At 70.5% G+C, this 24,345-nt stretch carries 17 protein-coding genes; 9 read left to right on the top strand and 8 right to left on the bottom strand.

Features of this window, described 5'->3' with window-relative positions:
- The first annotated feature begins 103 nt into the window (after positions 1 to 103).
- The 5 genes from dnaK (at position 104) to OG574_RS23655 (ending at position 6,374) form a co-directional block, all read left to right on the top strand.
- Positions 104 to 1,957, top strand: coding sequence for a molecular chaperone DnaK (dnaK, locus tag OG574_RS23675; RefSeq protein WP_100596430.1), 1,854 nt, complete (start codon positions 104 to 106; stop codon positions 1,955 to 1,957).
- The gene (grpE, locus tag OG574_RS23670) at positions 1,954 to 2,646 is read left to right on the top strand and encodes a nucleotide exchange factor GrpE (protein ID WP_100596429.1); all 693 of its coding nucleotides are present in this window, start codon (positions 1,954 to 1,956) and stop codon (positions 2,644 to 2,646) included. Before dnaK ends, grpE begins: the two co-directional genes overlap by 4 nt.
- Positions 2,647 to 2,679: 33 nt before the next feature.
- Entirely contained in the window at positions 2,680 to 3,870 is a 1,191-nt protein-coding gene (gene dnaJ / locus OG574_RS23665; RefSeq protein ID WP_326774841.1) for a molecular chaperone DnaJ, read from the top strand.
- A gap of 4 nt (positions 3,871 to 3,874) precedes the next feature.
- Positions 3,875 to 4,342 carry a heat shock protein transcriptional repressor HspR gene (locus tag OG574_RS23660; RefSeq protein WP_100596427.1) on the top strand — a complete coding sequence of 156 codons (468 nt, stop codon included), beginning with the start codon at positions 3,875 to 3,877 and terminating at the stop codon, positions 4,340 to 4,342.
- Between the two features lie 904 nt (positions 4,343 to 5,246).
- On the top strand, positions 5,247 to 6,374 hold the full coding sequence (locus OG574_RS23655; protein WP_326774840.1) for a sugar ABC transporter substrate-binding protein: 1,128 nt from the start codon (positions 5,247 to 5,249) through the stop codon (positions 6,372 to 6,374).
- Positions 6,375 to 6,433: 59 nt separating this feature from the next.
- Here the strand turns inward: OG574_RS23655 and OG574_RS23650 are convergent, their stop codons facing one another.
- The 3 genes from OG574_RS23650 to OG574_RS23640 are packed head-to-tail and all read right to left on the bottom strand — an operon-like array spanning position 6,434 to position 8,789.
- Complete coding sequence (locus tag OG574_RS23650) at positions 6,434 to 6,766, bottom strand: hypothetical protein (RefSeq protein ID WP_326774839.1); 333 nt, start codon at positions 6,764 to 6,766, stop codon at positions 6,434 to 6,436.
- A 38-nt stretch (positions 6,767 to 6,804) separates the two neighbouring features.
- Entirely contained in the window at positions 6,805 to 7,782 is a 978-nt protein-coding gene (locus OG574_RS23645) for a LuxR C-terminal-related transcriptional regulator (RefSeq protein ID WP_326774838.1), read from the bottom strand.
- A 23-nt stretch (positions 7,783 to 7,805) separates the two neighbouring features.
- Positions 7,806 to 8,789 carry a helix-turn-helix transcriptional regulator gene (locus OG574_RS23640; RefSeq protein ID WP_326774837.1) on the bottom strand — a complete coding sequence of 328 codons (984 nt, stop codon included), beginning with the start codon at positions 8,787 to 8,789 and terminating at the stop codon, positions 7,806 to 7,808.
- 309 nt (positions 8,790 to 9,098) lie between these two features.
- Between OG574_RS23640 and OG574_RS23635 the strand changes: the two genes are divergently transcribed.
- Positions 9,099 to 9,443, top strand: a complete 345-nt coding sequence (locus OG574_RS23635; RefSeq protein ID WP_100596421.1) for a hypothetical protein — start codon at positions 9,099 to 9,101, stop codon at positions 9,441 to 9,443.
- Positions 9,444 to 9,537: 94 nt separating this feature from the next.
- Here OG574_RS23635 and OG574_RS23630 read toward each other — a convergent pair whose 3' ends face one another.
- The gene (locus OG574_RS23630; RefSeq protein WP_326774836.1) at positions 9,538 to 9,972 is read right to left on the bottom strand and encodes a pyridoxamine 5'-phosphate oxidase family protein; all 435 of its coding nucleotides are present in this window, start codon (positions 9,970 to 9,972) and stop codon (positions 9,538 to 9,540) included.
- A 140-nt stretch (positions 9,973 to 10,112) separates the two neighbouring features.
- Between OG574_RS23630 and clpB the strand changes: the two genes are divergently transcribed.
- Positions 10,113 to 12,728, top strand: a complete 2,616-nt coding sequence (gene clpB / locus OG574_RS23625; RefSeq protein ID WP_326774835.1) for an ATP-dependent chaperone ClpB — start codon at positions 10,113 to 10,115, stop codon at positions 12,726 to 12,728.
- A gap of 126 nt (positions 12,729 to 12,854) precedes the next feature.
- The gene (locus OG574_RS23620) at positions 12,855 to 13,394 is read left to right on the top strand and encodes a YbjN domain-containing protein (RefSeq protein ID WP_326774834.1); all 540 of its coding nucleotides are present in this window, start codon (positions 12,855 to 12,857) and stop codon (positions 13,392 to 13,394) included.
- Between the two features lie 17 nt (positions 13,395 to 13,411).
- Here OG574_RS23620 and OG574_RS23615 read toward each other — a convergent pair whose 3' ends face one another.
- Entirely contained in the window at positions 13,412 to 14,623 is a 1,212-nt protein-coding gene (locus OG574_RS23615; RefSeq protein ID WP_398378757.1) for a hypothetical protein, read from the bottom strand.
- Positions 14,624 to 15,328: 705 nt separating this feature from the next.
- On the opposite strand from OG574_RS23615, the gene OG574_RS23610 reads away from it, so the two are divergent.
- Entirely contained in the window at positions 15,329 to 17,227 is a 1,899-nt protein-coding gene (locus OG574_RS23610; RefSeq protein ID WP_326774833.1) for an HEXXH motif domain-containing protein, read from the top strand.
- Between the two features lie 47 nt (positions 17,228 to 17,274).
- Here the strand turns inward: OG574_RS23610 and fxsT are convergent, their stop codons facing one another.
- The 3 genes from fxsT to OG574_RS23595 all read right to left on the bottom strand — a co-directional run bounded on the left by fxsT (position 17,275) and on the right by OG574_RS23595 (position 24,235).
- Positions 17,275 to 21,525 (bottom strand): FxSxx-COOH system tetratricopeptide repeat protein, encoded by a 4,251-nt coding sequence (gene fxsT / locus OG574_RS23605; protein ID WP_326774832.1) that lies wholly within the window; start codon positions 21,523 to 21,525, stop codon positions 17,275 to 17,277.
- Positions 21,522 to 22,640 carry a MoxR family ATPase gene (locus tag OG574_RS23600; RefSeq protein ID WP_100596414.1) on the bottom strand — a complete coding sequence of 373 codons (1,119 nt, stop codon included), beginning with the start codon at positions 22,638 to 22,640 and terminating at the stop codon, positions 21,522 to 21,524. Before OG574_RS23600 ends, fxsT begins: the two co-directional genes overlap by 4 nt.
- A gap of 92 nt (positions 22,641 to 22,732) precedes the next feature.
- Entirely contained in the window at positions 22,733 to 24,235 is a 1,503-nt protein-coding gene (locus OG574_RS23595) for a VMAP-C domain-containing protein (protein WP_326774831.1), read from the bottom strand.
- Positions 24,236 to 24,345 lie beyond the last annotated feature (110 nt).

Genomic DNA, 24,345 nt, shown 5'->3' with positions numbered 1-24,345 from the left:
ACATAAAAGTTGAGTCGGCCCGACTCAGCTCTGTTGACTGAACAGCGGTCGTCATGCATCCTTGAGCCAGATCCACTCAAGTAGTCATGCTGGAGGAATTGAAATGGCACGTGCGGTCGGCATCGACCTGGGCACGACTAACTCCGTCGTCAGCGTTCTCGAAGGCGGCGAGCCCACCGTCATCACCAACGCCGAGGGCGCCAGGACCACGCCGTCCGTCGTCGCCTTCGCCAAGAACGGTGAGGTGCTCGTCGGAGAGGTCGCGAAGCGCCAGGCGGTCACCAACGTCGACAGGACGATCCGTTCGGTCAAGCGCCACATGGGCACTGACTGGAAGATCGAGATCGACGGCAAGAGCTTCAACCCGCAGCAGATGAGCGCCTTCATCCTGCAGAAGCTGAAGCGCGACGCCGAGGCGTACCTGGGCGAGAAGGTCGCGGACGCGGTCATCACCGTCCCGGCGTACTTCAACGACTCCGAGCGCCAGGCGACGAAGGAGGCCGGCGAGATCGCCGGTCTGAACGTCCTGCGTATTGTCAACGAGCCGACGGCCGCTGCCCTGGCCTACGGTCTCGACAAGGACGACCAGACCATTCTCGTCTTCGACCTCGGTGGCGGCACCTTCGACGTCTCGCTGCTCGAGATCGGCGACGGCGTCGTCGAGGTGAAGGCCACGAACGGCGACAACCACCTCGGTGGTGACGACTGGGACCAGCGCGTCGTCGACTACCTGGTCAAGCAGTTCAACAACGGCCACGGCGTGGACCTCTCCAAGGACAAGATGGCGCTCCAGCGCCTGCGCGAGGCCGCCGAGAAGGCGAAGATCGAGCTCTCGTCCTCGACCGAGACCACGATCAACCTGCCCTACATCACGGCGTCCGCCGAGGGCCCGCTGCACCTGGACGAGAAGCTCACGCGCGCCCAGTTCCAGCAGCTCACGTCCGACCTTCTGGAGCGCTGCAAGACGCCGTTCCACAACGTCATCAAGGACGCGGGCATCCAGCTCTCGGAGATCGACCACGTCGTTCTCGTCGGTGGCTCGACCCGTATGCCCGCCGTCGCGGAGCTCGTCAAGGAGCTGACCGGCGGTCAGGACGCCAACAAGGGCGTGAACCCGGACGAGGTCGTCGCCATCGGCGCCGCCCTGCAGGCCGGTGTCCTCAAGGGTGAGGTCAAGGACGTCCTGCTCCTCGACGTGACCCCGCTGTCCCTCGGCATCGAGACCAAGGGAGGGATCATGACGAAGCTCATCGAGCGCAACACCACGATCCCGACCAAGCGTTCCGAGATCTTCACGACGGCCGAGGACAACCAGCCGTCCGTGCAGATCCAGGTCTACCAGGGCGAGCGCGAGATCGCGGCGTACAACAAGAAGCTCGGGATGTTCGAGCTCACCGGTCTGCCGCCGGCCCCGCGTGGTGTCCCGCAGATCGAGGTCGCCTTCGACATCGACGCCAACGGCATCATGCACGTGACCGCGAAGGACCTGGGCACGGGCAAGGAGCAGAAGATGACCGTCACCGGCGGCTCCTCGCTGCCGAAGGACGAGGTCGACCGGATGCGCCAGGAGGCCGAGCAGTACGCGGACGAGGACCACCGTCGCCGCGAGGCCGCCGAGACCCGTAACCAGGGCGAGCAGCTCGTCTACCAGACGGAGAAGTTCCTCAAGGACAACGAGGACAAGGTCCCCGGCGAGGTCAAGACCGAGGTCGAGGAGTCCATCGCCGAGCTGAAGGAGAAGCTCAAGGGCGAGGACACCGCCGAGATCCGCACCGCCACCGAGAAGGTCGCCGCCGTCTCGCAGAAGCTGGGCCAGGCCATGTACGCCGACGCCCAGGGCGCGCAGGCCGCGGGCGGTCCCGAGGCCGGAGCCCCGGGCGACGAGCACAAGGCCGCTGATGACGACGTCGTCGACGCCGAGATCGTCGACGAGGACCGCAAGGACGGTGCCGCGTGACGGAGGAGACCCCGGGCTTCAGCGAGAGCGACGAGCCTGACGTCCCCTCCGGCGCCACCTCCGACGACGCCGAGCCGAAGGCCGCTCCCTCGCCCGACAAGGGCGAGGGGGCGGCCCCGGCCGGGGACGCAGCAGCAGGAGCCGCTTCGGCGGTTCAGAACGTAGGCCTGACGGCCCAGCTGGACCAGGTACGCATGGCGCTCGGCGAGCGCACCGCGGACCTCCAGCGGCTCCAGGCCGAGTACCAGAACTACCGTCGCCGGGTGGAGCGGGACCGGGTCACGGTCAAGGAGGTCGCGGTCGCGGGCCTTCTGACCGAGCTCCTTCCCGTACTCGACGACATCGGCCGTGCCCGCGAGCACGGCGAGCTGGTCGGCGGCTTCAAGTCGGTCGCCGAGTCGCTCGAGATGGTCGCCGCCAAGATGGGGCTCCAGCAGTTCGGCAAGGAGGGCGAGCCCTTCGACCCGACGATCCACGAGGCCCTGATGCACTCGTACGCGCCGGACGTCACCGAGACGACCTGCGTCGCGATCCTGCAGCCGGGCTACCGGATCGGCGAGCGCACCATCCGCCCCGCGCGGGTGGCCGTGGCCGAGCCGCAGCCCGGGGCCCAGCCGGCCAAGGGCGAGTCCGCCAAGGACAACGGCGCGGCCGACGACGAGGAGAGCGGTGGCCCGGACGAGGGCTGACGTCAGTAAGCAGCGAGAGGAGGGACGTCGAGGATGAGCACGAAGGACTTCATCGAGAAGGACTACTACAAGGTCCTCGGCGTCCCCAAGGACGCCACCGACGCCGAGATCAAGAAGGCGTACCGCAAGCTCGCCCGTGAGAACCACCCCGATGCCAACAAGGGCAACGCCAAGGCGGAGGAGCGCTTCAAGGAGATCTCCGAGGCGAACGACGTCCTCGGTGACCCCAAGAAGCGCAAGGAGTACGACGAGGCGCGCACCCTGTTCGGCAACGGCGGATTCCGTCCGGGGCCGGGCGGGCCGGGCGGCGGCTCCTTCAACTTCGACCTGGGCGACCTCTTCGGAGGCGGCGCCCAGGGCGGTACGGCGGGGGGTGCCGGCGGGTTCGGCGGCGGACTCGGGGACGTCTTCGGCGGCCTGTTCAACCGGGGCGGCGCGGGCGCCGGCACGCGCACGCAGCCGCGCCGCGGTCAGGACATCGAGTCCGAGGTCACCCTCAGCTTCACCGAGGCGGTCGACGGGGCGACGGTGCCGCTGCGCATGTCGTCGCAGGCGCCCTGCAAGGCCTGTTCCGGCACCGGCGACAAGAACGGCACACCGCGCGTGTGCCCGACCTGCGTCGGCACGGGCCAGGTCTCGCGCGGCGGCGGCGGCGGTTTCTCGCTGACCGACCCGTGCGTGGACTGCAAGGGCCGCGGCCTGATCGCGGAGACCCCCTGCGAGGTCTGCAAGGGGTCGGGCCGTGCGAAGTCCTCCCGGACGATGCAGGTCCGCATCCCGGCCGGCGTCTCGGACAACCAGCGCATCCGGCTGCGCGGCAAGGGCGCGCCGGGCGAGCGGGGCGGCCCCGCGGGCGACCTGTACGTGGTCGTGCACGTGGACTCCCACCCGGTCTTCGGCCGCAAGGGCGACAACCTCACGGTCACGGTCCCGGTCAGCTACCCGGAGGCCGCGCTCGGCGGCGAGGTCAAGGTCCCCACGCTCGGCGGGCCTCCGGTCACGCTCAAGCTGCCCCCGGGCACGCCGAACGGGCGGACGATGCGGGCCCGCGGCAAGGGCGCCGTCCGCAAGGACGGCACCCGTGGCGATCTGCTCGTCACGGTGGAGGTCGCGGTCCCCACGGATCTGACCGACGCCGCGAAGGACGCCCTCGAGGCGTACCGGAAGGCGACTGCGGAGGCCGATCCGCGGGCAGAACTGTTCCAGGCCGCGAAGGGAGCATGAGCGTATGGACGGCCGTCGACGACAGAGTTCCTTTGTTGGCAGGGCCTACGAGCTGACCGACGAGTCTCCGGTCTATGTCATCTCGGTGGCCGCCCAGCTCAGCGGGCTGCATCCGCAGACCCTGCGCCAGTACGACCGTCTCGGCCTGGTCTCCCCGGACCGCACGGCGGGCCGCGGCCGGCGCTACTCGGCCCGCGACATCGAACTGCTCCGCCAGGTGCAGCAGTTGTCGCAGGACGAGGGCATCAACCTCGCGGGCATCAAGCGCATCATCGAACTGGAGAACCAGGTCGCGGCGCTTCAGCAGCGGGTCGCGGAACTCTCGACGGCGGTCGAGGGAGCGGCGGCGGCGATGCAGCAGCGCGAGGCGGCCGTTCACGCCTCCTACCGACGGGACCTGGTCCCGTACCAGGAGGTCCAGCAGACGAGCGCGCTGGTGGTGTGGCGGCCCAAGCGGGCGCCGGAGCAGTAAGCACTACGGATACGCGCATGCGTGAAGGGGCCTGGAGGCCGACAGTCGTCGGCCTCCAGGCCCCTTCTTGTGTCCCTCGGCGCCGCCCCGACACCTCCCGCACGGCGAGGGCGAGGGCCGCGCAGGAGGTGATCGCCGCCAGGGACGGCAGGGGCCGGCGCGGGGACCGCGCAGCCGCTCCGTGCCGTCGAGGGCCTGCACGGTGACGGTGCCGCCGCCGGACGGGGCGGAGCGGGACCGTACGGTCCCGTGGAAGGCCGGCAGCGTACGGCGAGCCCGACCGGCGGCGCCGGGACCGCTGAGCGCGGTGGCGGTGACGCTCGTCCCGGCGGCAGACGTCGTGCTCAGGTACGCCCCGCCCCTGTCCTTCCGGTCGAGCTGCGCGGTGGCAGTGGCGGTGCCCGTCGCACGCTCAGACCCCGCGTGCGGCGCGAAACGCTGCCCTCCCGCGAGAGGGAGGAGCGCAATGGCCGCATTCTGCCGATCGCCCGCCTATGTCCGTCAGTTGTGCGGCCCTCGGCAGGGCGTCACGTAGGTGACCTGCGCGTTCGTGAAGGGGATGGCCGGGTCTGCTGCCCGGAGGACAGTGACGGGCAGATTTGGGACACGAGGTTGCAGTTGGGTCAGCGCGGGACGCCGAAGCGGCGGTGGCGTGAACAGGGTGCGGAGGAAGCATGGGGGAACCGTGACTTTGCTCACCGAAGGGGCCGGGCGCGGTCGGGGCGGACGACTGTGACGGTTGCGGCTACTGGGGTTACCCGGAGTATGGGCGGGTTCATCTCCGGAACGCATGGACCCGATTACGAGTCGTTACGGATTCACCTCTTGACGCTGTGTTTCAGGCGGAGTTGGCTTCCAGCCACCTCGGCCGCAACGACGCGGTCACTTCAGGGAGGTATGGAAAGTGAATCCGCGTACGAAGCGCGCCGCCGTTGTCGGCGTTGCGTCCGCCATGGCAGTGGCTCTCACCGGGTGCGGGAGCAGCTGGCTCGAGCCGGAGAGTGACTCCGCGGCCAAGGCGTCCGCCCGGCAGAACCAGGACCTGAAGATCGGCGTCCTCATGCCGGAGAAGGAGACCGCCCGCTACGAGAAGTTCGACTATCCGCACATCAAGAAGGAAGTCGAGGGCCTCACCAGCGGCAAGGGCCGTGTCCTCTACGCCAACGCGGAACAGAACGCGAAGCGCCAGGAGAGACAGGTCGACCAGATGATCGCCGACCGGGTCGACGTACTCATCCTGGACGCGGTCGACTCCAAGTCCATCGCGGGATCGGTCAAGAAGGCCAAGGACGCGGGCATCCCCGTCATCGCCTACGACCGCCTGGCCGAGGGCCCCGTCGACGGCTATGTGTCGTTCGACAGCGACCAGGTCGGCCATGTGCAGGGCATGGCGCTCCTCAAGGCGCTGGGCAGCAAGGCGTCCAAGAACAGCCGGATCGTCATGATGAACGGCTCGGTCACCGACCCGAACGCCGCGCTCTACAAGGACGGCGCCCTGGCCGAGCTCAAGGACCAGGTGACGATCTCGAAGTCGTACGACACCAAGGACTGGAAGCCGGAGAACGCGCGGGCCAACATGGCGCGCGCGATCCAGGCCATCGGCGCGCAGAACATCGCCGGTGTCTACTCCGCGAACGACGGCATGGCGGGCGGCATCATCACCGCCCTCAAGGCCGCCGGTGTCACCGACCTCCCGCCGGTGACCGGTCAGGACGCCGAGCTCGCCGCGGTGCAGCGCATTGTGGCGGGGGACCAGTACATGACGGTCTACAAGCCGTACCCCGAAGAGGCGTCCACCGCCGCGCAGATGGCCGTCCTCATCGCACAGCAGCGCAACATCGAGTTCGACGCACTCACGAAGGACCGGGTCGACAGCCCGACCACCCCGGATGTCCCTTCGCTCCTGGTCCAGGTCGTCCCGATGACGCAGAGCAACATCAAATCGACGGTGGTCAAGGACGGGATCTACAAGGTCGGGGACATCTGCACGGCGAAATACGCGGCGGACTGTGCGCGGATCGGGCTGAAGTAGGCCGGCGGATCGGCAGATCGTACGGCGCCCCTCCCCTTGGTGCGGGGCGCCGTGTCCGCTCAGCTGTGGCAGATCGTGAACTCGTCCGTGAGGTCGGCCGGTTGAGGGGCGAGCGTCGAGACGCGCAGGTCCGGGTCGTCGTTCCGCGTGGCGACCGGACCCTTCGCGCCGCCGTCCACGGCGCGGTCGACGCGCGGGACGAAGCCGGACGTCGAACCGGTCTTCTCCAGGGGCAGGCTCGGGGTCCGGCACGTGTGCAGGTGGGTGCCCGTCTCGTCGCAGCCGGCGGGCTTGCCGGTGACGGTCGTGCCCTCCGGGAGGCGCGCGTCGAACGCAGCGACGGGTTCGCCCGCGCCGATCCAGGCCACCCACGCCGGGCCGCGGTTCTCCACACCGACGTGGGCCTTGACCCGGAGTCCTGGACCTGAGGTCAGCGGTCCTGTTCCAGTATTCCGGACTGACCGATGAGATAGCCCAGTTGGGCGCGGCTGTCGCTGCCGAGTGTGCTGGCGAGCTTGGCGATGTGGACGCGGACGGTGCGGATGTTCATGCCCAGGCGTTCGGCGATGACGGCGTCGTTGTGACCCTCGATCAGCAGCCCGGCTATGGTCCGCTGACGGGTGGGGACACCGCTCGTGACCGGGGTCCCCTGGCCCGTTTCGGGGAACATGGGGGTGGCCAGGCGCCACAGCCGTTCGAAGGTCGTGACGAGGTACGCGATCAGGGCGGGGTGCCGGATCTCCAGGGCGACCGTGCGGTCGGGGTTCGCCGGGATGAACGCGACGCTCCTGTCGAGCAGGATGAGCCGTTCGGTGACCTCGTCCAGGGTGCGGACCTCGACGTCGCCCTCCAACTGCTCGTAGTGGGCGAGCACCGCGGGCGAGTGACGGGACGTGTGCTGGTAGAGGGTGCGCATGCGGCAGCCGCGGGCCAGCATTTCCTGTTCGCGCGGCAGGGCCGCGGCCAGGAGTGTCGGGGGGCGGTTCCCGCCGGGCTGGATGGTGAGCAGCTCCGCCTCGGACTCCGCCATGGCTTCGCCGATGGCGTCGTTGATGCGCTGGAAGCCGAGCAGCACCGTGAGCATGGGGGCGTGGGGGACGGCGGCGCGCTGTGCGTCGAGGGCCATCAGCGGCGCGAACGCCTCTGCCAGGCGGGCTTCGCGGCGGCGCTGCTGGGCGATCTCGTCTTCTATGGTGCGAAGGAGACCGGGCAGGGCCACGGCCGGCGCGACGGGTGTGAGCCACTGGATGTCGTCGGCGGCGGTGTGCAGGAGACCGAATTCGAGAAGGCAGGGCGTGGGGTCGGCGTCCTCGCGGTGGATGCGGCCTTCTCGCAGGGCGCGCGCGTACAGCTGCGAGCCGGCCGCGCACAGCTCCTCGACTCCATGGGGATGGACCTCGGCGGTCACGTGTGGCTCTCCTCCTTCGACATTCAGTGATCCTGGTCGAGGATCCCCGACTGCGCTATCAGAAAGCCGAGTTGCGCGCGGCTTCCGCTGCCGAGCGCGGCGGCGAGCTTGGCGATGTGGGCGCGGCAGGTGCGGACGTTCATGCCGAGGCGTCGGGCGATCGCCTCGTCCACGTGGCCTTCGATGAGCAGCTTGGCGATCGACCGCTGGACTCCGGTGATGCCGTCGGTCGGGGGTGCGTAGGGGGTCTCCTCCAGGAGGGGGACCCCACGCCGCCACAGTTGCTCGAAGACCTTGGCCAGGTATTCGACGAGGCCCGGATGCCGGAGTTCCAGGGCGACCGGGTGGTCTCCGGGGACCGGTATGAACGCGACGGTCCGGTCGAAGACCATCAGCCGCTCTATGAGTTCCTCAAGGGTGCGTATCTCTACGTTCCCCTTGGCCATGTGCTCGGCGTACACGAGAGTTCCCTGGCTGTGCCGGGCCGTGTGCTGGTAGAGCGTGCGCATCGTGATGCCGCGCGCGATGACCGCCTGGCCCCGTTCGAGCGCCTCCGTCAGGGAATGCTCGCTGCGGCCGCCGCCGGGCTGGACCGTGAGGATCTCCGACTGGCACTCTGCGATGGCGAGTTCGATGGCCGAATTGATCCTGTTGATTCCTTCGAGCACGGTGACGGCGTGCGTCGTGGGCCGATCCTGCGCGCTGATGGCCATGAATGGCTCGAAGTATTCGGTCAGTTCGACCGCCAGGCTTCTTCGCTCCTGGATTTCCCGTTCGATGGGGTGGAGGCGCTGTGCCAGGGCGGCGGCGGGAGGAAGCGGGCGGAGCCAGTTGGCGTCATCCGGGTCTGGGTGGAGAAGGGCGAAATCCATCAGGCAGGGAGCGGCCGTCACTTCGCTTCGGGCGATGCGTCCGGAACGCAGAGCATTGGCGTACAACCGCCTGCCCTCGTCGCACAGTTCAGTCGTGGCATGAGGATGTGTCCGATGTGCGTCATTCGTGGTCATAGATCCACCCCCCAGGGTCCTGAACGTGCAGGAACATGATGCATCGATCCTGTGGTGTTTGGATGGCCGAATGAGCCATCGTCTAGTGAGTCGGGGGAGAGACGCCATGGAAGTGAGGACGAAGCCCACTATGTGCAAGAAAATGCTTCGCTCGGTGATGGCTGTTGCCTTCTCCGCCGGTCTGGCTTTCGGTGTGCTCAGCACCCAGGACCTCTCCTGGAGTGGCACACCCGCCACTCACGCGTCCGCCGGAAAGAACATCGCGCCTCCGGATCTTTCCTGGAGTGTCGCTCCCGTGGACGCGGCCGTATGACGACACCCCCCGACGACAGAACATTTCGCCGTGAGATGGCGACCGCCTACCGGTCCGGGTGGCATTTCATCGACCTCGCCACGGCGATTCCTCATCGCGGCGATTCGTTGATGGTCACCCTGTTCGGTGAGCCGATCGTCGTCGTGCGGGACGAGTTCGACGACGAGGAGATCCGGGCCTACCGGTGTCTTCGCCGCCCTCGGGGCGCCCCGCAGCCCGTGCGGTGTGCCGTCAGGTACGGAATGGTCTTCGTTAACCTCGACCAGCGTGACCACCAGCTGGATCGGGAGGCGGGACCAGAAGTTCCGCGTACTGCCTCAGCCACCCCCCGCAGTGCCTGACGCGATTCCCCCGTCGTTGTAGATCGCGCAGGTGCTTCCCCCCGCAGCGGCGCCACCGTGGACCTGAACACGGTGGCGCCGCTGCAGCTTTGTGTCACCGCTGCGCGGGCGACCCGTTTCCCGTCGCCCGCGTCAGTGTGATCTCGATGGCCACCCGGTCCAGGTTGGGTGCGGGCACGCGCTCGTAGCGCTCCGCGTACCGGCGTACCGCCTCCTCGACGCGGTCCGGCTCCGTGCGGACCACCGCGAGGCCCTCCAGCGTCGCCCAGCGCCGGCCGTCGACCTGGCAGACCGCGACCCGGGCCCCGCCCTCCGCCGTTGCCGACCCCGCGAGCACGTGCGACACCTTCGCGCTCGACTTGTTCGCGATCACCCGCGCGAGGCCCGCCTCCGGGTCGTACGTGACGCCGACCGGCACCACGTGCGGGGTGCCGTCGGGGCGCAGGGTCGTCAGCGTGCACAGGTGCCGTTCCCGCCAGAAGCCGAGGAAGGCCGGGTCTGGGTTCAGGGGGTCGTTCCGCTTGGCCATGCTCCGGAAGATATCCCCGTTCCAGGACATATCCCGCCCGGGGGTACCCGGCTCGTCCCTTGAGTGGATTCGACTCAACTTTGTGTATGCTGACAGGGTCAGTGTGCTGGAGAGGTATACGCAAGGAGGAGAGTGCGCACGTGGACGCCGAGCTGACGAACCGGAGCCGGGACGCGATCAACGCGGCCACCAGTCGGGCCGTGTCCGGAGGGCACGCGGATCTGACTCCCGCGCATCTGCTTCTGGCACTCCTTGAGGGGCGGGAAAACGAGAACATCACGGATCTGCTGACGGCCGTCGAAGCCGATCAGGCCGCCGTGCGGTCCGGGGCCGAGCGGGTCCTCGGCGCGCTGCCCAGCGTGACCGGCTCGACCGTCGCGCCGCCCGGACCCAACCGGGACCTGCTGGCGGTCATCGCGGACGCGGCGCAGCGCGCCGAGGAGCTCGGGGACGAGTACCTCTCCACCGAGCATCTGCTCATCGGCATCGCCGCGAAGGGCGGCACTGTCGCCGACGTACTGACGGAACAGGGGGCGAGTGCCGAGAAGCTGCTCGCCGCCTTCGAGAAGAGCAGGGGAGGGCGCCGGGTGACCACACCCGACCCCGAGGGCCAGTACAAGGCCCTGGAGAAGTTCGGCACCGATTTCACCGCCGCCGCGCGCGAGGGCAGGCTCGACCCCGTCATCGGGCGCGATCAGGAGATCCGGCGTGTGGTGCAGGTGCTGTCCCGCCGTACGAAGAACAACCCCGTCCTGATCGGTGAGCCAGGCGTCGGCAAGACCGCCGTCGTCGAGGGGCTCGCCCAGCGGATCGTGAAGGGGGACGTGCCGGAGTCGCTCAAGAACAAGCGGCTCGTCTCGCTGGACCTGGGCGCGATGGTCGCCGGCGCGAAGTACCGCGGTGAGTTCGAGGAGCGCCTCAAGACCGTTCTCTCCGAGATCAAGGAGAGCGACGGGCAGGTCATCACGTTCATCGACGAGCTGCACACGGTCGTCGGGGCCGGGGCGGGCGGCGACTCGTCCATGGACGCGGGGAACATGCTGAAGCCGATGCTCGCGCGCGGCGAGCTGCGCATGGTCGGCGCGACCACGCTCGACGAGTACCGCGAGCGGATCGAGAAGGACCCGGCCCTGGAGCGCCGCTTCCAGCAGGTGCTGGTCGCCGAGCCGACGGTCGAGGACTCGATCGCGATCCTGCGCGGCCTCAAGGGCCGGTACGAGGCCCACCACAAGGTCCAGATCGCCGACAGCGCGCTCGTCGCCGCCGCGTCGCTCTCCGACCGGTACATCACGTCCCGTTTCCTGCCGGACAAGGCCATCGACCTCGTGGACGAGGCCGCGTCCCGGCTGCGCATGGAGATCGACTCGTCACCTGTCGAGATCGACGAGCTCCAGCGCGCCGTGGACCGGCTGAAGATGGAGGAGCTGGCTCTCTCCAAGGAGACGGATCCGGCCAGCAAGCAGCGCCTGGAGAAGCTGCGGCGCGACCTCGCCGACAAGGAGGAGGAGCTGCGCGGCCTCACCGCCCGCTGGGAGAAGGAGAAGCAGTCCCTCAACCGCGTCGGTGAGCTGAAGGAGAAGCTCGACGAGCTGCGCGGCCAGGCCGAGCGCGCACAGCGCGACGGTGACTTCGACACCGCCTCCAAGCTTCTCTACGGCGAGATCCCCACCCTGGAAAGGGACTTGGCGGCCGCCACCGAGGAAGAGGTGGAGGCGTCCAAGGCCGACACGATGGTCAAGGAGGAGGTCGGCCCGGACGACATCGCGGATGTGGTGGCGGCCTGGACCGGCATTCCGGCCGGGCGGCTCCTGGAGGGCGAGACGCAGAAGCTGCTGCGGATGGAGGACGAGCTCGGCAAGCGCCTGATCGGGCAGAGCGAGGCCGTAGGCGCGGTGTCCGACGCCGTGCGCCGTACGCGCGCCGGGATCGCCGACCCCGACCGGCCCACCGGTTCCTTCCTGTTCCTCGGACCGACCGGCGTCGGCAAGACCGAGCTGGCCAAGGCGCTCGCCGACTTCCTGTTCGACGACGAGCGGGCCATGATCCGCATCGACATGAGCGAGTACGGCGAGAAGCACTCCGTGGCGCGTCTCGTGGGCGCTCCTCCCGGCTACGTCGGGTACGAGGAGGGCGGCCAGCTCACCGAGGCGGTGCGCAGGCGCCCGTACAGCGTCGTCCTGCTCGACGAGGTGGAGAAGGCGCACCCGGAGGTCTTCGACGTCCTGCTCCAGGTGCTCGACGACGGGCGCCTCACGGACGGCCAGGGCCGCACGGTCGACTTCCGCAACACGATCCTCGTGCTCACCTCGAACCTCGGCAGTCAATTCTTGAGCGGACACAGCCCGGCGGAGCCGACGACGAGCGAGGAGCAGAAGAAGCAGCAGGTCCTGGACGTCGTACGGGCGTCCTTCAAGCCGGAGTTCCTCAACCGGCTCGACGACCTCGTCGTGTTCTCCGCGCTGAACAAGGAGGAGTTGGAACGGATCGCGAAGCTCCAGATCGGCCGGCTCGCCAAGCGGCTCGCCGAGCGGCGGCTCACCCTGGACGTCTCCGACGCGGCCCTGGCCTGGCTCGCGGAGGAGGGCAACGACCCCGCGTACGGCGCGCGGCCGCTGCGCCGCCTCGTGCAGACGGCGATCGGCGACCGGCTCGCGAAGGAGATCCTCTCCGGCGAGGTCACCGACGGCGACACGGTCCGCGTGGACGCCTTCGGCGACGGCCTGATCGTGGGCCCGGCCACCGGAAAGACGCTGTGACGCAGGGCGAACGCCGATGCCGGGCCGGGTCGGGGACACAACTCGGCCGATCCAACCGGTCGGGGGTTGTCACTTCCCACCCGGCATGGGGGAGGATGGCGGAATCCGTACGAAGGGACCAAGCACGTGAGCATCGACCCGTCCTCGATTCCGAACTTCGGGGGACAGCCCGAGCAGCCGCAGGGCTCAGGACCGGCGGGCCCCGTCGTCCCCGATCAGGACCTCGTCAAGCAGCTCCTGGAGCAGATGGAGCTCAAGTACGTCACCGACGAAGAGGGTGACCTCGCGGCTCCGTGGGAGGAGTTCCGCACGTACTTCATGTTCCGCGGCGAGGACGACCAGCAGGTCTTCTCGGTGCGGACGTTCTACGACCGCCCGCACGAGCTCGAGACCAAGCCGGCGCTCCTCGAGACCATCGACGACTGGAACCGCCGCACCCTGTGGCCCAAGGTCTACAGCCACACCCACGACGACGGCACGGTCCGCCTCATCGGTGAGGCGCAGATGCTCATCGGTACGGGCGTCAGCCTGGAGCACTTCGTGTCGTCGACGGTCAGCTGGGTGCGCGCCGCCATCGAGTTCGACCGCTGGCTGGTCGAGCAGCTCGGCCTGGAGCAGGCCGTGGACTCCGCCGCCGACGACGAGAAGCCGTCCGACGACGAGTAGGCAGTTTCCGTAACTGCCTACAGGGGCCTGTGCGCGAACGCGACCAGATACGTCCCGTACGCAAGTGAGAGCCCGGCCAGGGCGCCCACCACCAGGAGGGCGCTGCGCGGCCGGGCTTTCGCCGTTCGCGCCAGCGCGAGGGCCAGCGGCAGCAGCAGCGGGAACGCGGGCAGCAGGAAGCGCGGCTTGGACGGGAAGAAGCCGGCGCCGCCGAGCGTGATGAGCAGGAGTACGCCGCTGTAGACGATGAGTGGCAGCGGGGCCGCCCGCTCGGCGATGAGCAGCGCGAACAGCAGCACCGCGGCGGCGACGATCAGGACCGTCATGGGGAAGACGAGGGGGCCGCCCTTGAGCAGCAGATGCCGTACGACGCGCAGCGCGCCGACGCCGAAGTCGAAGCGCGAACCCCAGTCCCGCTGCACGGCGAAGTAGCCGCCGAGCGGATCGTCCCTTTGGACACCGACCCACAGCACGTACCCGGTCCAGCCGATCGGGGCGATCGCCGCGCCTGTCCACAGCCTGTGGGAAACGTTTCTGCCGCGCTTGTCGATCACCTCGTACGCCGCCGTGACGAGGACCGCGGCGGCGACCGCGAACCCGTTGGGGCGGGACACCCCGGCCAGCGAGGCGAGCGTGCCCGCCCAGATCCACCGGCGAGTCAGGACCGCGTACAGGGACCACGCGGCGAAGGCGGTGAGCAGCGGCTCGGTGTACGCCATCGTGAGGATCACGGAGTGCGGCAGCAGTCCCCACAGCAGGACGAGGAGGATGGCGACCGGCCGGGAGTGCAGGCGGACCCCGATCGCGTAGATCCCGGCCGCGGCGGCCAGGGACGCGGTCCAGGCGATGAGCATCCCGGTGGCGCCGCCGCTGAGGGGGAGCACGGTCCGTACCGTGCGGACCAGGCCCGGGTAGAGCGGGAAGAACGCGAGGTCGTTGAAGATGATGCCCGGCTTGTAGGGGACGGAGCGGCCGTAGCCGTCCGCGGCGATCCTGAGGTACCAGAGCGAGTCCCAGGACCGGCCGAGCAGAACGGCGGAGCGCTTTCCGGTCAGTGAGGCGGCGAGGCTCATCGCGGCGACACCGGTGAGCCGGACCATGGCGAACAGACCGAGTGCGGTGAGCAGGGGGGCGGCAGCCCTGAGCCGGGCCGAGCGGGAACGCGGTCCGGCGCCGGGCTCCGCGACGGGGACGGTGGCGGGGGCCGGGGCAAGTTGCTGCTGGGTCACATCTCCGCACCCTGCGGGCACCGCGCGGGGCGCGCGAGCCGGGAGGGTCCGCACGGGTGCCGATGACGGACGGTCGGCGCGGCTGCGTGACAACGGGGCGCGGAGAGGCCTCATGTCGGTCCGTCAGGAATGTGCCTCTGTACGGCAGAAACGGTGTAAGTGGCCGAGGCAGGGACCCGTACCGTCGTAACGCACCAATTTCCCCACAGGACACGTCAGTTGAGCCCCCGACCAACCGCCGGCCGCGGCACCGGATGCCGTCTCCCCCGGACATGAATCGAACAATTCAAGCCTTGATGGCCACCGGGGCCCCTTTCGGCGCGGCTGACCACGGGCCACTATGGGAAGGAGGTGGGTCTGCGCCGCGGGGCCGCGAGCGGGAGCCGACAGGGGGAAGTTTGACGTGAGGACTTCTACGACTGACATCGAGACCGGACTTGTCGATCTCAGCCGTTGGGGCCTTCAGGAGGCCATGGCACTGAGGGACCCGTTGGTGGCGGCGGCGCAGAACGCGTTGCTCGAGCATTTGACGGAGGACGCTGTCGGGCAGGTCGTGGGCGGCGGGGACGGGAATCCGTACTTCAGCCCGCGACGGCACGTCGGCACGGCTCCCCAGGAGCCTCGGCACGAACACGGGCCGCCCGAGCCGCCCGAGCCGGCATCCCCGTGCGACCTGTCTGACGAGCCCGACCGTCCTGCCCTGCCGTGCTGACGCGGCACCACGTGCCGGTCGCCGACCTGGAGGCCATCGCCACCGGCCGCATCACCGCACCCACCGCGACCCGTATCGCGGCGGCGGAGCGCAGCCGCCGCATGCTCATGCTGCGGGCCCTGGCCGCCGCGGAACGCGAGACGGAAGAAAGCGCAGGACCGCTGCCCCCGCTGGCGCACGCCTTCGAGCTGCTGGCCGGTGCGGAGGCCCACGATCCGCAGGCGGTGGCGAGCGTGCTCGGGCACCCGCCGGTCGGGGTCTGGGCGGTCCGCCTGCTCGGGCGGCTGCGGGCCGGCGGCGCCGGGCCCCGGCCCGGGGAGCCCCCGTTGTGGCGGGAGGCGGGCTACGCGCACGCGCTCGCCGCGGCGGCCGCGCTGCGGGCGGGACTTCCCGCGCGCGTCCGCGTACCCGCCCGCGCGGGCAGGGTGATCCTGCCGACGGTGGGGCACGCCGTACTGGACGACGCCCCCCGCGGCCACGACGTCGCCACGCTCGAGACGGACGGGCACGGCACGGCCCGCGTCACGCTCGGCCCGCACACCCTCGAACTGCCCGCCGCCCCGCACCTGCCCGCCCCCGGCTGGCACCCCGCGCGCCTGCTGAGCTGGACCCCGCGCGAGCCGGGCCCCGGCGTCCTCCTGGACGACGCCGACCCCTACCGCGACTTCCGGTCCCCCTGGCCGCCCCCGGCCCCGCTCACCGACGCGGAGTCGGATACCTGGCAGCGGCATCTGCACGACGCGGCACGCCTTCTCGGGGCCCGCCACCCGGACGCGGCCCGCACGGTGCCGCTCGTCCTGAGCTCGCTCGTGCCCCTGCCGGGCGCACCCCGCTTCCGCGCCTCCAGCGCCTCGTACGCGGAGGCGTTCGGGAGCGCGATGGTCTCCCTGCCGCGCGACGCCGTCGACTTCGCCGTCACCCTCGTCCACGAGTCACGGCACTCCGTGCTCAACGCCCTGAGCCACCAGATTCAGCTCGTCGACAGGGCGGCGCGCGGACCACGGCAGGACACGCTGCTCTACGCGCCCTGGCGCAGCGACCCGCGCCCGCCGTGGGGCCTGCTGCACGGCACGTACGCGTTCACCGGCGTCGCCGGCTTCTGGCGCACCGAACGGCACGCCCTGACCGGACCCCGGGCCGCCCTCGCGCACTTCGAGTTCGCCGTGTGGCGCGAGGCGGTGGCCATCGCCCTGCGCACGCTGTCCGCCCAGTCCGGGCTCACCCCGTGGGGCCGCCGCTTCGTCGACGGGATGGCGCGCCAGGCCGCTTCGTGGGCCGACGAGGACGTACCGGCCGAGGCCCTCGCCCCGGCGGAAGCCGAACTCGCCGATCTGCGCGCCACGTGGTGCAGCCACAACCTCGCGCCCGACCCGGCCGCCACCCGCCTGCTCACCGACCACCGGCTCGGCGGCGGCCCCGGCGAGGAGGCGACCGCCCCGCTGTCCCGGCTGCGCACGGACCCGCCGCCGCGCCTGCCCGAACTCCGTTGTGAGATGCGGCGGTTGCACCTCGCCGACGCAGGAACGTTCACTCCGGACACGCGGGCCCGGCTCTCCGGGGTGGACCGGTCCCCGGACCTCCTGGAGGCGGACATGTGCCTCCTGCGCGGCGGGTCGGCGAACGCGGCGCGGGCCGTCGACCGCTACCGCGCCGTCCTGACCGGTGCCCCCGGGACCCGCCCGGCCTGGGTCGGCCTCGGCCTCGCCCTGGAGGCATCCGGCGAGGACGGCCCGGCCACGGCCCTGCTGCACCGGCCCGAGCTGGTGCGGGCGCTCGCCCTGGACGCGCGGGCCCGCGGCGCGCAGACGCCCGACCCGCTGGTACTGGCCCGCTGGACCGCGCGGATCCCCGGACTCACCGCGCAGGCCGCGACGGACGTGCCACAGCGCTGACCCCGCCCGGAAGGGTCCCGGGCGGGGTCAGCGCGATACAGCCGACGTCACATCAGCAGCGGGTCGATGTCGCAGTTCGCGGGCCTGCCGTCCGAGGCCGCCACCGTCGCCGGGTGGTCCTCGCCGAGGGTGCGTCCGTAGCGCTCGGCCGTGTCGGCGTACAGCTCGTCCGCCTCGTCGTCACGCCGCAGCTGGCGCAGCCCGAGCGAGAGGTTGAGGGCCGTGGCGAGGGTGATGGGGTGGTCCTCACCGAGGTGGGTGCGGCACAGGTCGAGCCCCCTCGTGGCGACGTCCGCCGACGCCTGCATCTCGCCGAGCTCGAACAGGTCGGCGGCGAGATTCGCGGTGCAGGAAAGGGTGTTGGGGTGGTCCTCGCCGATCAGCTCGATCAGCTTCTCCTGCGAGTCCACGTCGCTCGCGCGGGCCTCCTCGGTCCGCCCGGCGAGGCGCAGACAGATCGCGTGGTTGACGTGTGCCGCCACGGAGTGCGGATGCCGCGGGCCGAGCAGCGCCTCGTACCCCTCGTACCCCTCCCGCCCGAGTTCGAGCGCCCGGGCGAGGTCGCCGCTGTGCCGTACGTCGATGGCGTGCGAGGCCAGCGCGTTCACCGTCTGCGGGTACAGGTCGCCGTAGCGGGTGCGGAACATGACGAGGGCCCGGCCCGAGAGCTCCAGGGCCAGGGCGTGCTGTCCGGCGCGTCGTTCGGCCACCGACAGGACCCGCATCGCGGAGATCGTGTTCGGGTGGCTGTCGCCGACGGTGTTGCGGAAGCGCTCCTCGACGTCGCGCGCCTGGTCGCGGGCCGCCAGGTACTCGCCGCCCTCCTGGAGGTCGAACGTCACCGCCGCCAGGGTCGACAGCGTCGACACCGCGTTCTCGCCGAGCTCGGCGACCTTGCGGCCGTGCGTCATGCGGTCGAGCGCGAGCGCCGCCCGGAAGTGCCCGATGAACCGCAGGTTCAGCGCGTGCCGGTGGGCGCTGAGGAGGGTGGAGGGGTCGTTGGGCCCGAAGAGGCGCTCGCAGGTCTCGAAGGCGTGCTTGTCGAGGTCGAGCGCCGCCTGGAAGTCGCCGCGCAGCCGCAGGTCCCAGGCGAGCATGCTGGTGATGTCGATCGTCGACTCGTGCTCGGGGCCGAGGACCTGGGTCATCCCGGCCAGTGTCCTCTGGTCGAGTTCGTACGCCTCCGAGTAGCGGCCCAGGATGCGCAGGGAGTTCGTGTAGATCCGGGCCGCGTTGAGTACGTGCTCGGCGGTGTCCCCGTCGGCCTCGCGCCAGGTGGTGTACGTCTCCCTGGCCAGGTCGAGGGAGCCCTGGTGGTCGCCCCAGTAGTACATGTACAGGATCTCGTTCAGGACGAGATTCCTCACCCACGGGTCCGTCGACTCGACGGCCCTGCTGTTGAGGACGTGCGGCAGCAGGTCGCCGTACTGCTGCCACCGGTGGGACTTGTCGGGCTCGCCGGCGTCGTCCTTGGCGAGCAGCCGGTGGGCGCCGGCGCGCATCTGCGACTTCAGCGGCTCCGTCATCTGGTTGATGAGGACGCGCTGGACCAGTCGGTGCAGCTGGATGGTGTTGGTCTCGTGGTTGATGCGCGCCAGCGCGTACCGGTTGATCTCGCGGATGGCGCGGCTGAGCCGGATCGGGTCACTGAGTGCCGCGCTGAGCTCCGGGGGCACGGGGGCGTCGCGGACGCCGGTGAGCAGGCGCCGGGAGATCGGCTCGGGCGCGAAGAAGGCGCACATCTGCAGGAGCTGAAGAGCCGCGGGGTGGTGCTTGCGCAGCCGGTCCAGGGACACGTTCCAGGCGGCGGCGACGGACAGCGGATAGTCCACGGGCGGTTCGCTGACCATCAGCTCGTTGGCCTGCTGTTCGAACATGCGCAGGTATTCGTCCGCGGGCATGCCCGTCTCGGCCAGCCATACGGCAGCCTGCTCGATGCCCAGCGGCAGGTCGCCCAGGGTCTCGGCGAGCCGGTCCGCGGTCGCGTTGTCCAGGCTCGGCGCCCTCATCTGGAGCAGCGAACGGCTCTCCTCGCGGGTGAACACGTCGACCTCCAGGGGACGCGCCGACGAGGCCCACTGCGAGTTCCGTGAGGTGACGAGGATGCGGCCCGGACCGTTGGTCGGGAAGAACTCTCTTACGGACTCCGGGTCTTCCGCGTTGTCGAAGATGAGGAGCCAGTTCTTGAACGGCTCGCCGACGCGCAGGGCTTCGATGACGGCCGGCACCGCTGTGTTCGCCTCGCCGCTGCCGACGTTCAGGCCGAGCCGGCCCGCCAGCTGGACGAGGAACTGGCGGATCTGCTGCGGCTGTTCGGCGGGGATCCACCACACGATCTGGTACTCGTGCAGATGCCGGTACACGTATTCGACCGCGAGCTGGGACTTTCCGACGCCGCCCATGCCCTGGAGCGCCTCGGGGAGCACCGCCGTGGTCCCCTCCTGGAGCCTGCGGTGCAGGTCGTCCAGGAGCTGGACGCGGCCGGTGAAGGCACGGTTTCGGGGAGGGACGTTGCCCCAGACGGGGGGCGGCTTCTGCAGCGCGTCACCCCTTGCCCCGGCCTGGGTGGACTGCAAGCCGCTCACTACTTCGACCCTTTCTTCGTTGCCGGTGTCTTCCGGGGCGGTGGGCTCGTCCCCACCGCCTGACCGACTGTGTTCTCCGGAGGTTGTGGTCACCCGGGGTGGAGGTTCGTCGAGGCGTGCCTCAAGCTCCCGGGCGGCGGTGGCGTGCGGTCCTGCCATGGCCGCGAATGCGGGCAGAATAGACGAAATCCATGGCCGTAAACCTTCCATGGAGACACTCCGTGCGCGATCCGGCTCGCGCAGAAGGGCGACGCCTTCCCCGTACGCCGGTACGGCGACCGCCAAATGGTCCAAGGCGAGCATCAGCGCGCGGGCCGTCTCGCCGCGTGTCCCGTCCGAGAGCAGCTCCCGCCGCACGCCGTCGTCGAATTCGAGCTCGACGCCCGGCCCGGCGGCCTCGCCCGGCTCCGCCTCCGTGCGCCGCAGCAGTCCGCTCAGGAGCAGCTCCGCCACGTGCCAGTTCCGCGCCCCGGGGATCAGCCCTTCCTGGAGCAGGCGCAGCACGTCGAGGTTGAGCGGGACGGCCGCGGAGAGGCGGGCCAGGTGGTAGGCGGTGGGGGAGAGCTGGGCCCGCACGGTCTTGACCTGGACGTCGGCGGGGAGCGCGGCGGCGGGCCTGCGCGCGACGGCCGTCTCGTCACCGGGCGTCCGGTCCAGGACGCGCACGGTGTAACCGCTCGTGCTGTCGTGCGCGAGGAAGCGGGCGAGGCCGCCGAGCCCTTCGGGGGTCAGCGTCACCACCGGCAGCCGCACCCCGTCGAAGCCGTCGGGCCCGTCGGCTTCGGCACTGGGCAGGACCAGGCCCACGGGCTCGGCGGTCCAGGCGCTGTTGGGGGACGCGGGGCGCGGGCTGGTCAGCAGGAGGCTGCTGGTCTGCGTACCCGCCCTCGCCCAGACGTGCTCCGGCAGCACATGGACGATCGCGACGGGCATCGTGCGGGCCCACCGGGCGAGCCTGCGCCGGGCGCTGCCGTCGCCCCAGTGGTCGGCGTGCAGATCGGTGAGGACGAGGACCAGATGCCGGCCGTCGGTGTCGCCGGCGACCTCGGAACCCGCGCCGTCCTCCTGCCAGCGCACGGTCCGTACGTCGCGGAAGGCGCCGGAGCAGTGCAGGGTCTCGGCGAGGCGCTGGGCGGTGTGCGACCACAGCCGCATCGAGTCGCCGGAGTCCACGAGGAGCGTCACGGTCAGCCAGCGTTCCTGGCCCGGCTCCAGCTGGGGCAGCCACATGCCGGTCTCGGCGTGCAGCTCGGCGGTGGCCTCCTCGTTCAGGAAGACCTGGCTCCGGGAGGCGATGCGCCGCTTCAGCGGTTTCAGCGCCTTCTCGATCTCCCGCGACCGGTCGAGGGCGAAGCCGTTGCCGAGGCTCATGAGGAGCGAGTCCACATGGTCACCCGGGTCCGGGGCCGGTGCGGGCGGCCCGGGCGGGGGCGCCGGCTGCTCTACGGGTTCCTCCGTGATCTCCGGCACGGGGGCGTCCACGTCCTCGGGGCGTGGGTGCCCCCCTTCGGGCGCTTCGGGCAGTTCGGGCGGCGCGCCGGGCTGTGGCCTGCCGCGCCGGGCGTCCTTCAGCCGCAGCCAGCGCTGCGCGGCGAGCCACAGGACCTCGCCCGCCTCGTACCAGTGCGGCTGCGGGGACGCCTCGGCCAGCGATGCGGCACCCGGCCCGATACCGTCACCCGCCACGCCGCCGTGGGAGGGCGACCGGTTCATCCAGTGCCGACCTCGTCGAGCCGTCGCCACAGCGCGTGCAACAGCGTGCTCATGGACCCCTGGTCGGGGCCCGCGGGCGTGGTGCGCAGGAACTCCGAGTTGAGGAGCTGGTCCGCGGCGAGCGAGCCGCCGGTCCTCGCGTGGTTGAGGAAGTCGCGGATCATCGCCGTGCGCCCCTCGTCGTCCTGCGAGAGCTGCGCCGCCAGCATGGCGGCGAGCTGGCCCGCGTCGGGCGCGGGGAGATCGAGGTAGAGGCAGCGGCGCAGCAGGGCGGGCGGCAGCGTGCGCTCGCCGTTGCTCGTGATCACGACGACGGGGAACGCGGCGCAGCGCACCGCTCCGTGGTGGATGACCGCCGTGCCGTCCGGGTCGTCCGTGTGCACCTCGGCGTCGGGGAGCCTGGAGCGCACGCGGGCCAGCTCGGGGATGCGGAACTCGCCCTCTTCGAAGACGCTCAGCAGGTCGCCCGCGAGGTCCGTGTCGGACTTGTCGAACTCGTCGATGAGCAGGACGCGGGGGATCTCGCGGGGCAGCAACGCCGTGCCCAGTGGGCCCAGTTGGACGTAGTCGCCGAGGTTGTTCAGGCCGTCCGGGTCGGGTGCCGGATCGCCGGGGTCGGAGCCGGGTTCCGCGCCGCGCAGGGCGCCGCGGGTGGCCGCTTCCTGCACTCTGCCGATGGCGTCGTAGGCGTAGAGGCCCTCTTTGAGGGTGCTGCGGCTGGTGATCGACCAGCGCAGGACGCGGCCGAGGGAGAGTTCACGGCTGATGCAGTGGGCGAGGCTCGACTTCCCGATGCCGGGAGGGCCCGCGACGATCAGCGGCCTGCGCAGGAACAGCGCGGCATTGACCAGATCGAGTTCCTGCTCGGAGGCCTTGCGGACGACGGCGCCGTCGGGCGGGCCGAGGCGGCGGGTGAACTCGTCCTCGTCGCCCGGGGGCGGACCGGAGATCAGGGGTGCGCCGGTGAAGCGGCGCCAGGGCGGGGGCGGAGGTAACTCGCGGGACACGGGGTCCTTGCCGCGGGGCCTCGCCGTGCCTCGGTAGATGCGCCATGCGCCGGGGTCGGCCGCGGCGCCGTCGGCCTGTGCCGGAACGTGCGGATCCCTGTCGGCCATCGACCGTTCCCCCTCACCCTGGTTCGTGCCCGGTCGGTGCACGTCCGTACTCCCCAACTGCCCTGTCCCGAACACCTGGTTGGACTGGAAGTTCAACTCGCTGATTCCGGTACTTCGGGAAGGCGGCTCGGATCGTCCCACAGCACAGCGATACGAGAGTCGATGGAACCCTCTGTCCCATCGTCGCGTGTTCCGGGAGAGAAGCGCAAGCGCGTGACGGTCTCCAACAAGTCGTCCCAGGCACCCGTTTCGGCGACCCTGTGGAGTTCCGCGTGTTCGCTGTCGTCGAGCGGTCCCTGGTGAGCCCAGAGCAGCACCGGCAGGCCCGCCTGGAGGCCGAGCGTCAGCTCGCTGAGCCCGTGTTCCTCGTCCGGTGACGACCCCAGAGTCATCAGCACAATGGCCTGATTGTGCTTCAACTTGGCGTAGAGCACCTGTTGTTGGGATCCGGCGCCGGTTTCGCACCGGTGCACGCGCCCCTCGCCCCCGCTCCTCAGTACCTCCCAGCGCGCGTTCCACACCCGGTGCACCTGGCGTGCTTCCATCCGCTCCAGACTGCGTATGACGACCTTGTAGTCCATGCCCAGCGGAGGGGTGTACGGGGTCGATCTGCCGAGGCCGGGCTGCCGCGGCCCGAAGGGGGTCGGCCGGGTCCAGTCCTCCACCGGTGTGTTCGCCATCGCCAGGGAGAGGATGAACTCGACGACGATGCCGCCGTGGTGGTTGCGCAGCCGCTCTTCCTCCCGGTCGACGAGGGTGGCGACCCAGTCGGGCACCTCCGTCAGGCGCAGTTCCCGGTCGTCCCGCTGGCGCGGCTCCCAGGCGTTGCCGGTGCTCGTCCAGCAGGTGAGTGCGACACGGTCGGGTGACTCGGTCAACGGCTGGAGCCGGATCACCAGGAAGGCTTCACGGCCGGGGTCTCTTCGCCAGGTCCCGGTGGAGGTGCGGACGGCGTCGAGCAGGCGCTGCCCCTCGACTCCGGGGGCGGCGAGGGAGCGGATGTGGCTGCTGAGCCAGACCCTGAGCGGGTCGCCGCGCTCCGGGCCGACCAGATACGCCAGTTCGTTCAGGAAGCGCACGCTCCTCGGTATCCCGTCCGGGGGAACGTTGCACTGCTCCAGGAGCTCGTACGCCTCGCGTGCCGTGCTGGTCGTCCTCGGCAGCGGCCCGAAGCTGTCCCCGGCCACATGGCGGAAGAGGTCGGCGAGCTCCGGGACGGAGCCCCGGTCGAGGCCGCTCAGGAGCGGGTCGAGCGCGGCCCGCTGCGCCGGGTCGCCTGCCGGCGGCAGTGGCGACTCCACGAGGGCGGACGCCTGGAGCGAGGCCAGATCGTCGTCCGCCAGATACCGGACGGCCTCCACCAGCCGGAGCCAGCCGTGAGGCACTGCGCCGAACACCCGGACCATTTCGACGATGTGCGGCTTCTTCTCGCCGAACTCGGTCACGGACAGGCGCTGTCCGAGCCGGTGGAGCGCCCGTTCGACGCACATCCTGCGGCTGAGCCGCTCCTCCATGACGGACACCCGCATCAGCGCCTCCACGAGCTGCTCTTCGCTCGCGGGAAAGGCCGGGTACGGGGACGGGCGCTCAGGCATGGCCGTCGGAGCGGTTCTGCCACCGGGTGGCGTCCGCCGGATGGATGTCCGCAGTTGGTCGAGCCACTTCCACGTGTCCCCCTCACGCGTCCCGCGGCAGCGGTCGTACT

Source organism: Streptomyces sp. NBC_01445, from assembly GCF_035918235.1.
Taxonomy (GTDB): domain Bacteria; phylum Actinomycetota; class Actinomycetes; order Streptomycetales; family Streptomycetaceae; genus Streptomyces.
Note: the sequence above shows the minus strand (reverse complement) of the source record. Positions and strands in the feature narration are given on the sequence as shown.

Excerpts from the sequence above, each read along its gene's own strand:
- OG574_RS23660 (WP_100596427.1), top strand. The coding sequence starts at position 3,875 with ATGGACGGCCGTCGACGACAGAGTTCCTTTGTTGGCAGGGCCTACGAG.
- fxsT (WP_326774832.1), bottom strand. The coding sequence starts at position 21,525 with ATGAACCGGTCGCCCTCCCACGGCGGCGTGGCGGGTGACGGTATCGGG.
- OG574_RS23635 (WP_100596421.1), top strand. The coding sequence starts at position 9,099 with ATGACGACACCCCCCGACGACAGAACATTTCGCCGTGAGATGGCGACC.
- dnaK (WP_100596430.1), top strand. The coding sequence starts at position 104 with ATGGCACGTGCGGTCGGCATCGACCTGGGCACGACTAACTCCGTCGTC.
- OG574_RS23595 (WP_326774831.1), bottom strand. The coding sequence starts at position 24,235 with ATGCCTGAGCGCCCGTCCCCGTACCCGGCCTTTCCCGCGAGCGAAGAG.
- OG574_RS23600 (WP_100596414.1), bottom strand. The coding sequence starts at position 22,640 with ATGGCCGACAGGGATCCGCACGTTCCGGCACAGGCCGACGGCGCCGCG.
- OG574_RS23630 (WP_326774836.1), bottom strand. The coding sequence starts at position 9,972 with ATGGCCAAGCGGAACGACCCCCTGAACCCAGACCCGGCCTTCCTCGGC.
- OG574_RS23640 (WP_326774837.1), bottom strand. The coding sequence starts at position 8,789 with ATGACCACGAATGACGCACATCGGACACATCCTCATGCCACGACTGAA.
- dnaJ (WP_326774841.1), top strand. The coding sequence starts at position 2,680 with ATGAGCACGAAGGACTTCATCGAGAAGGACTACTACAAGGTCCTCGGC.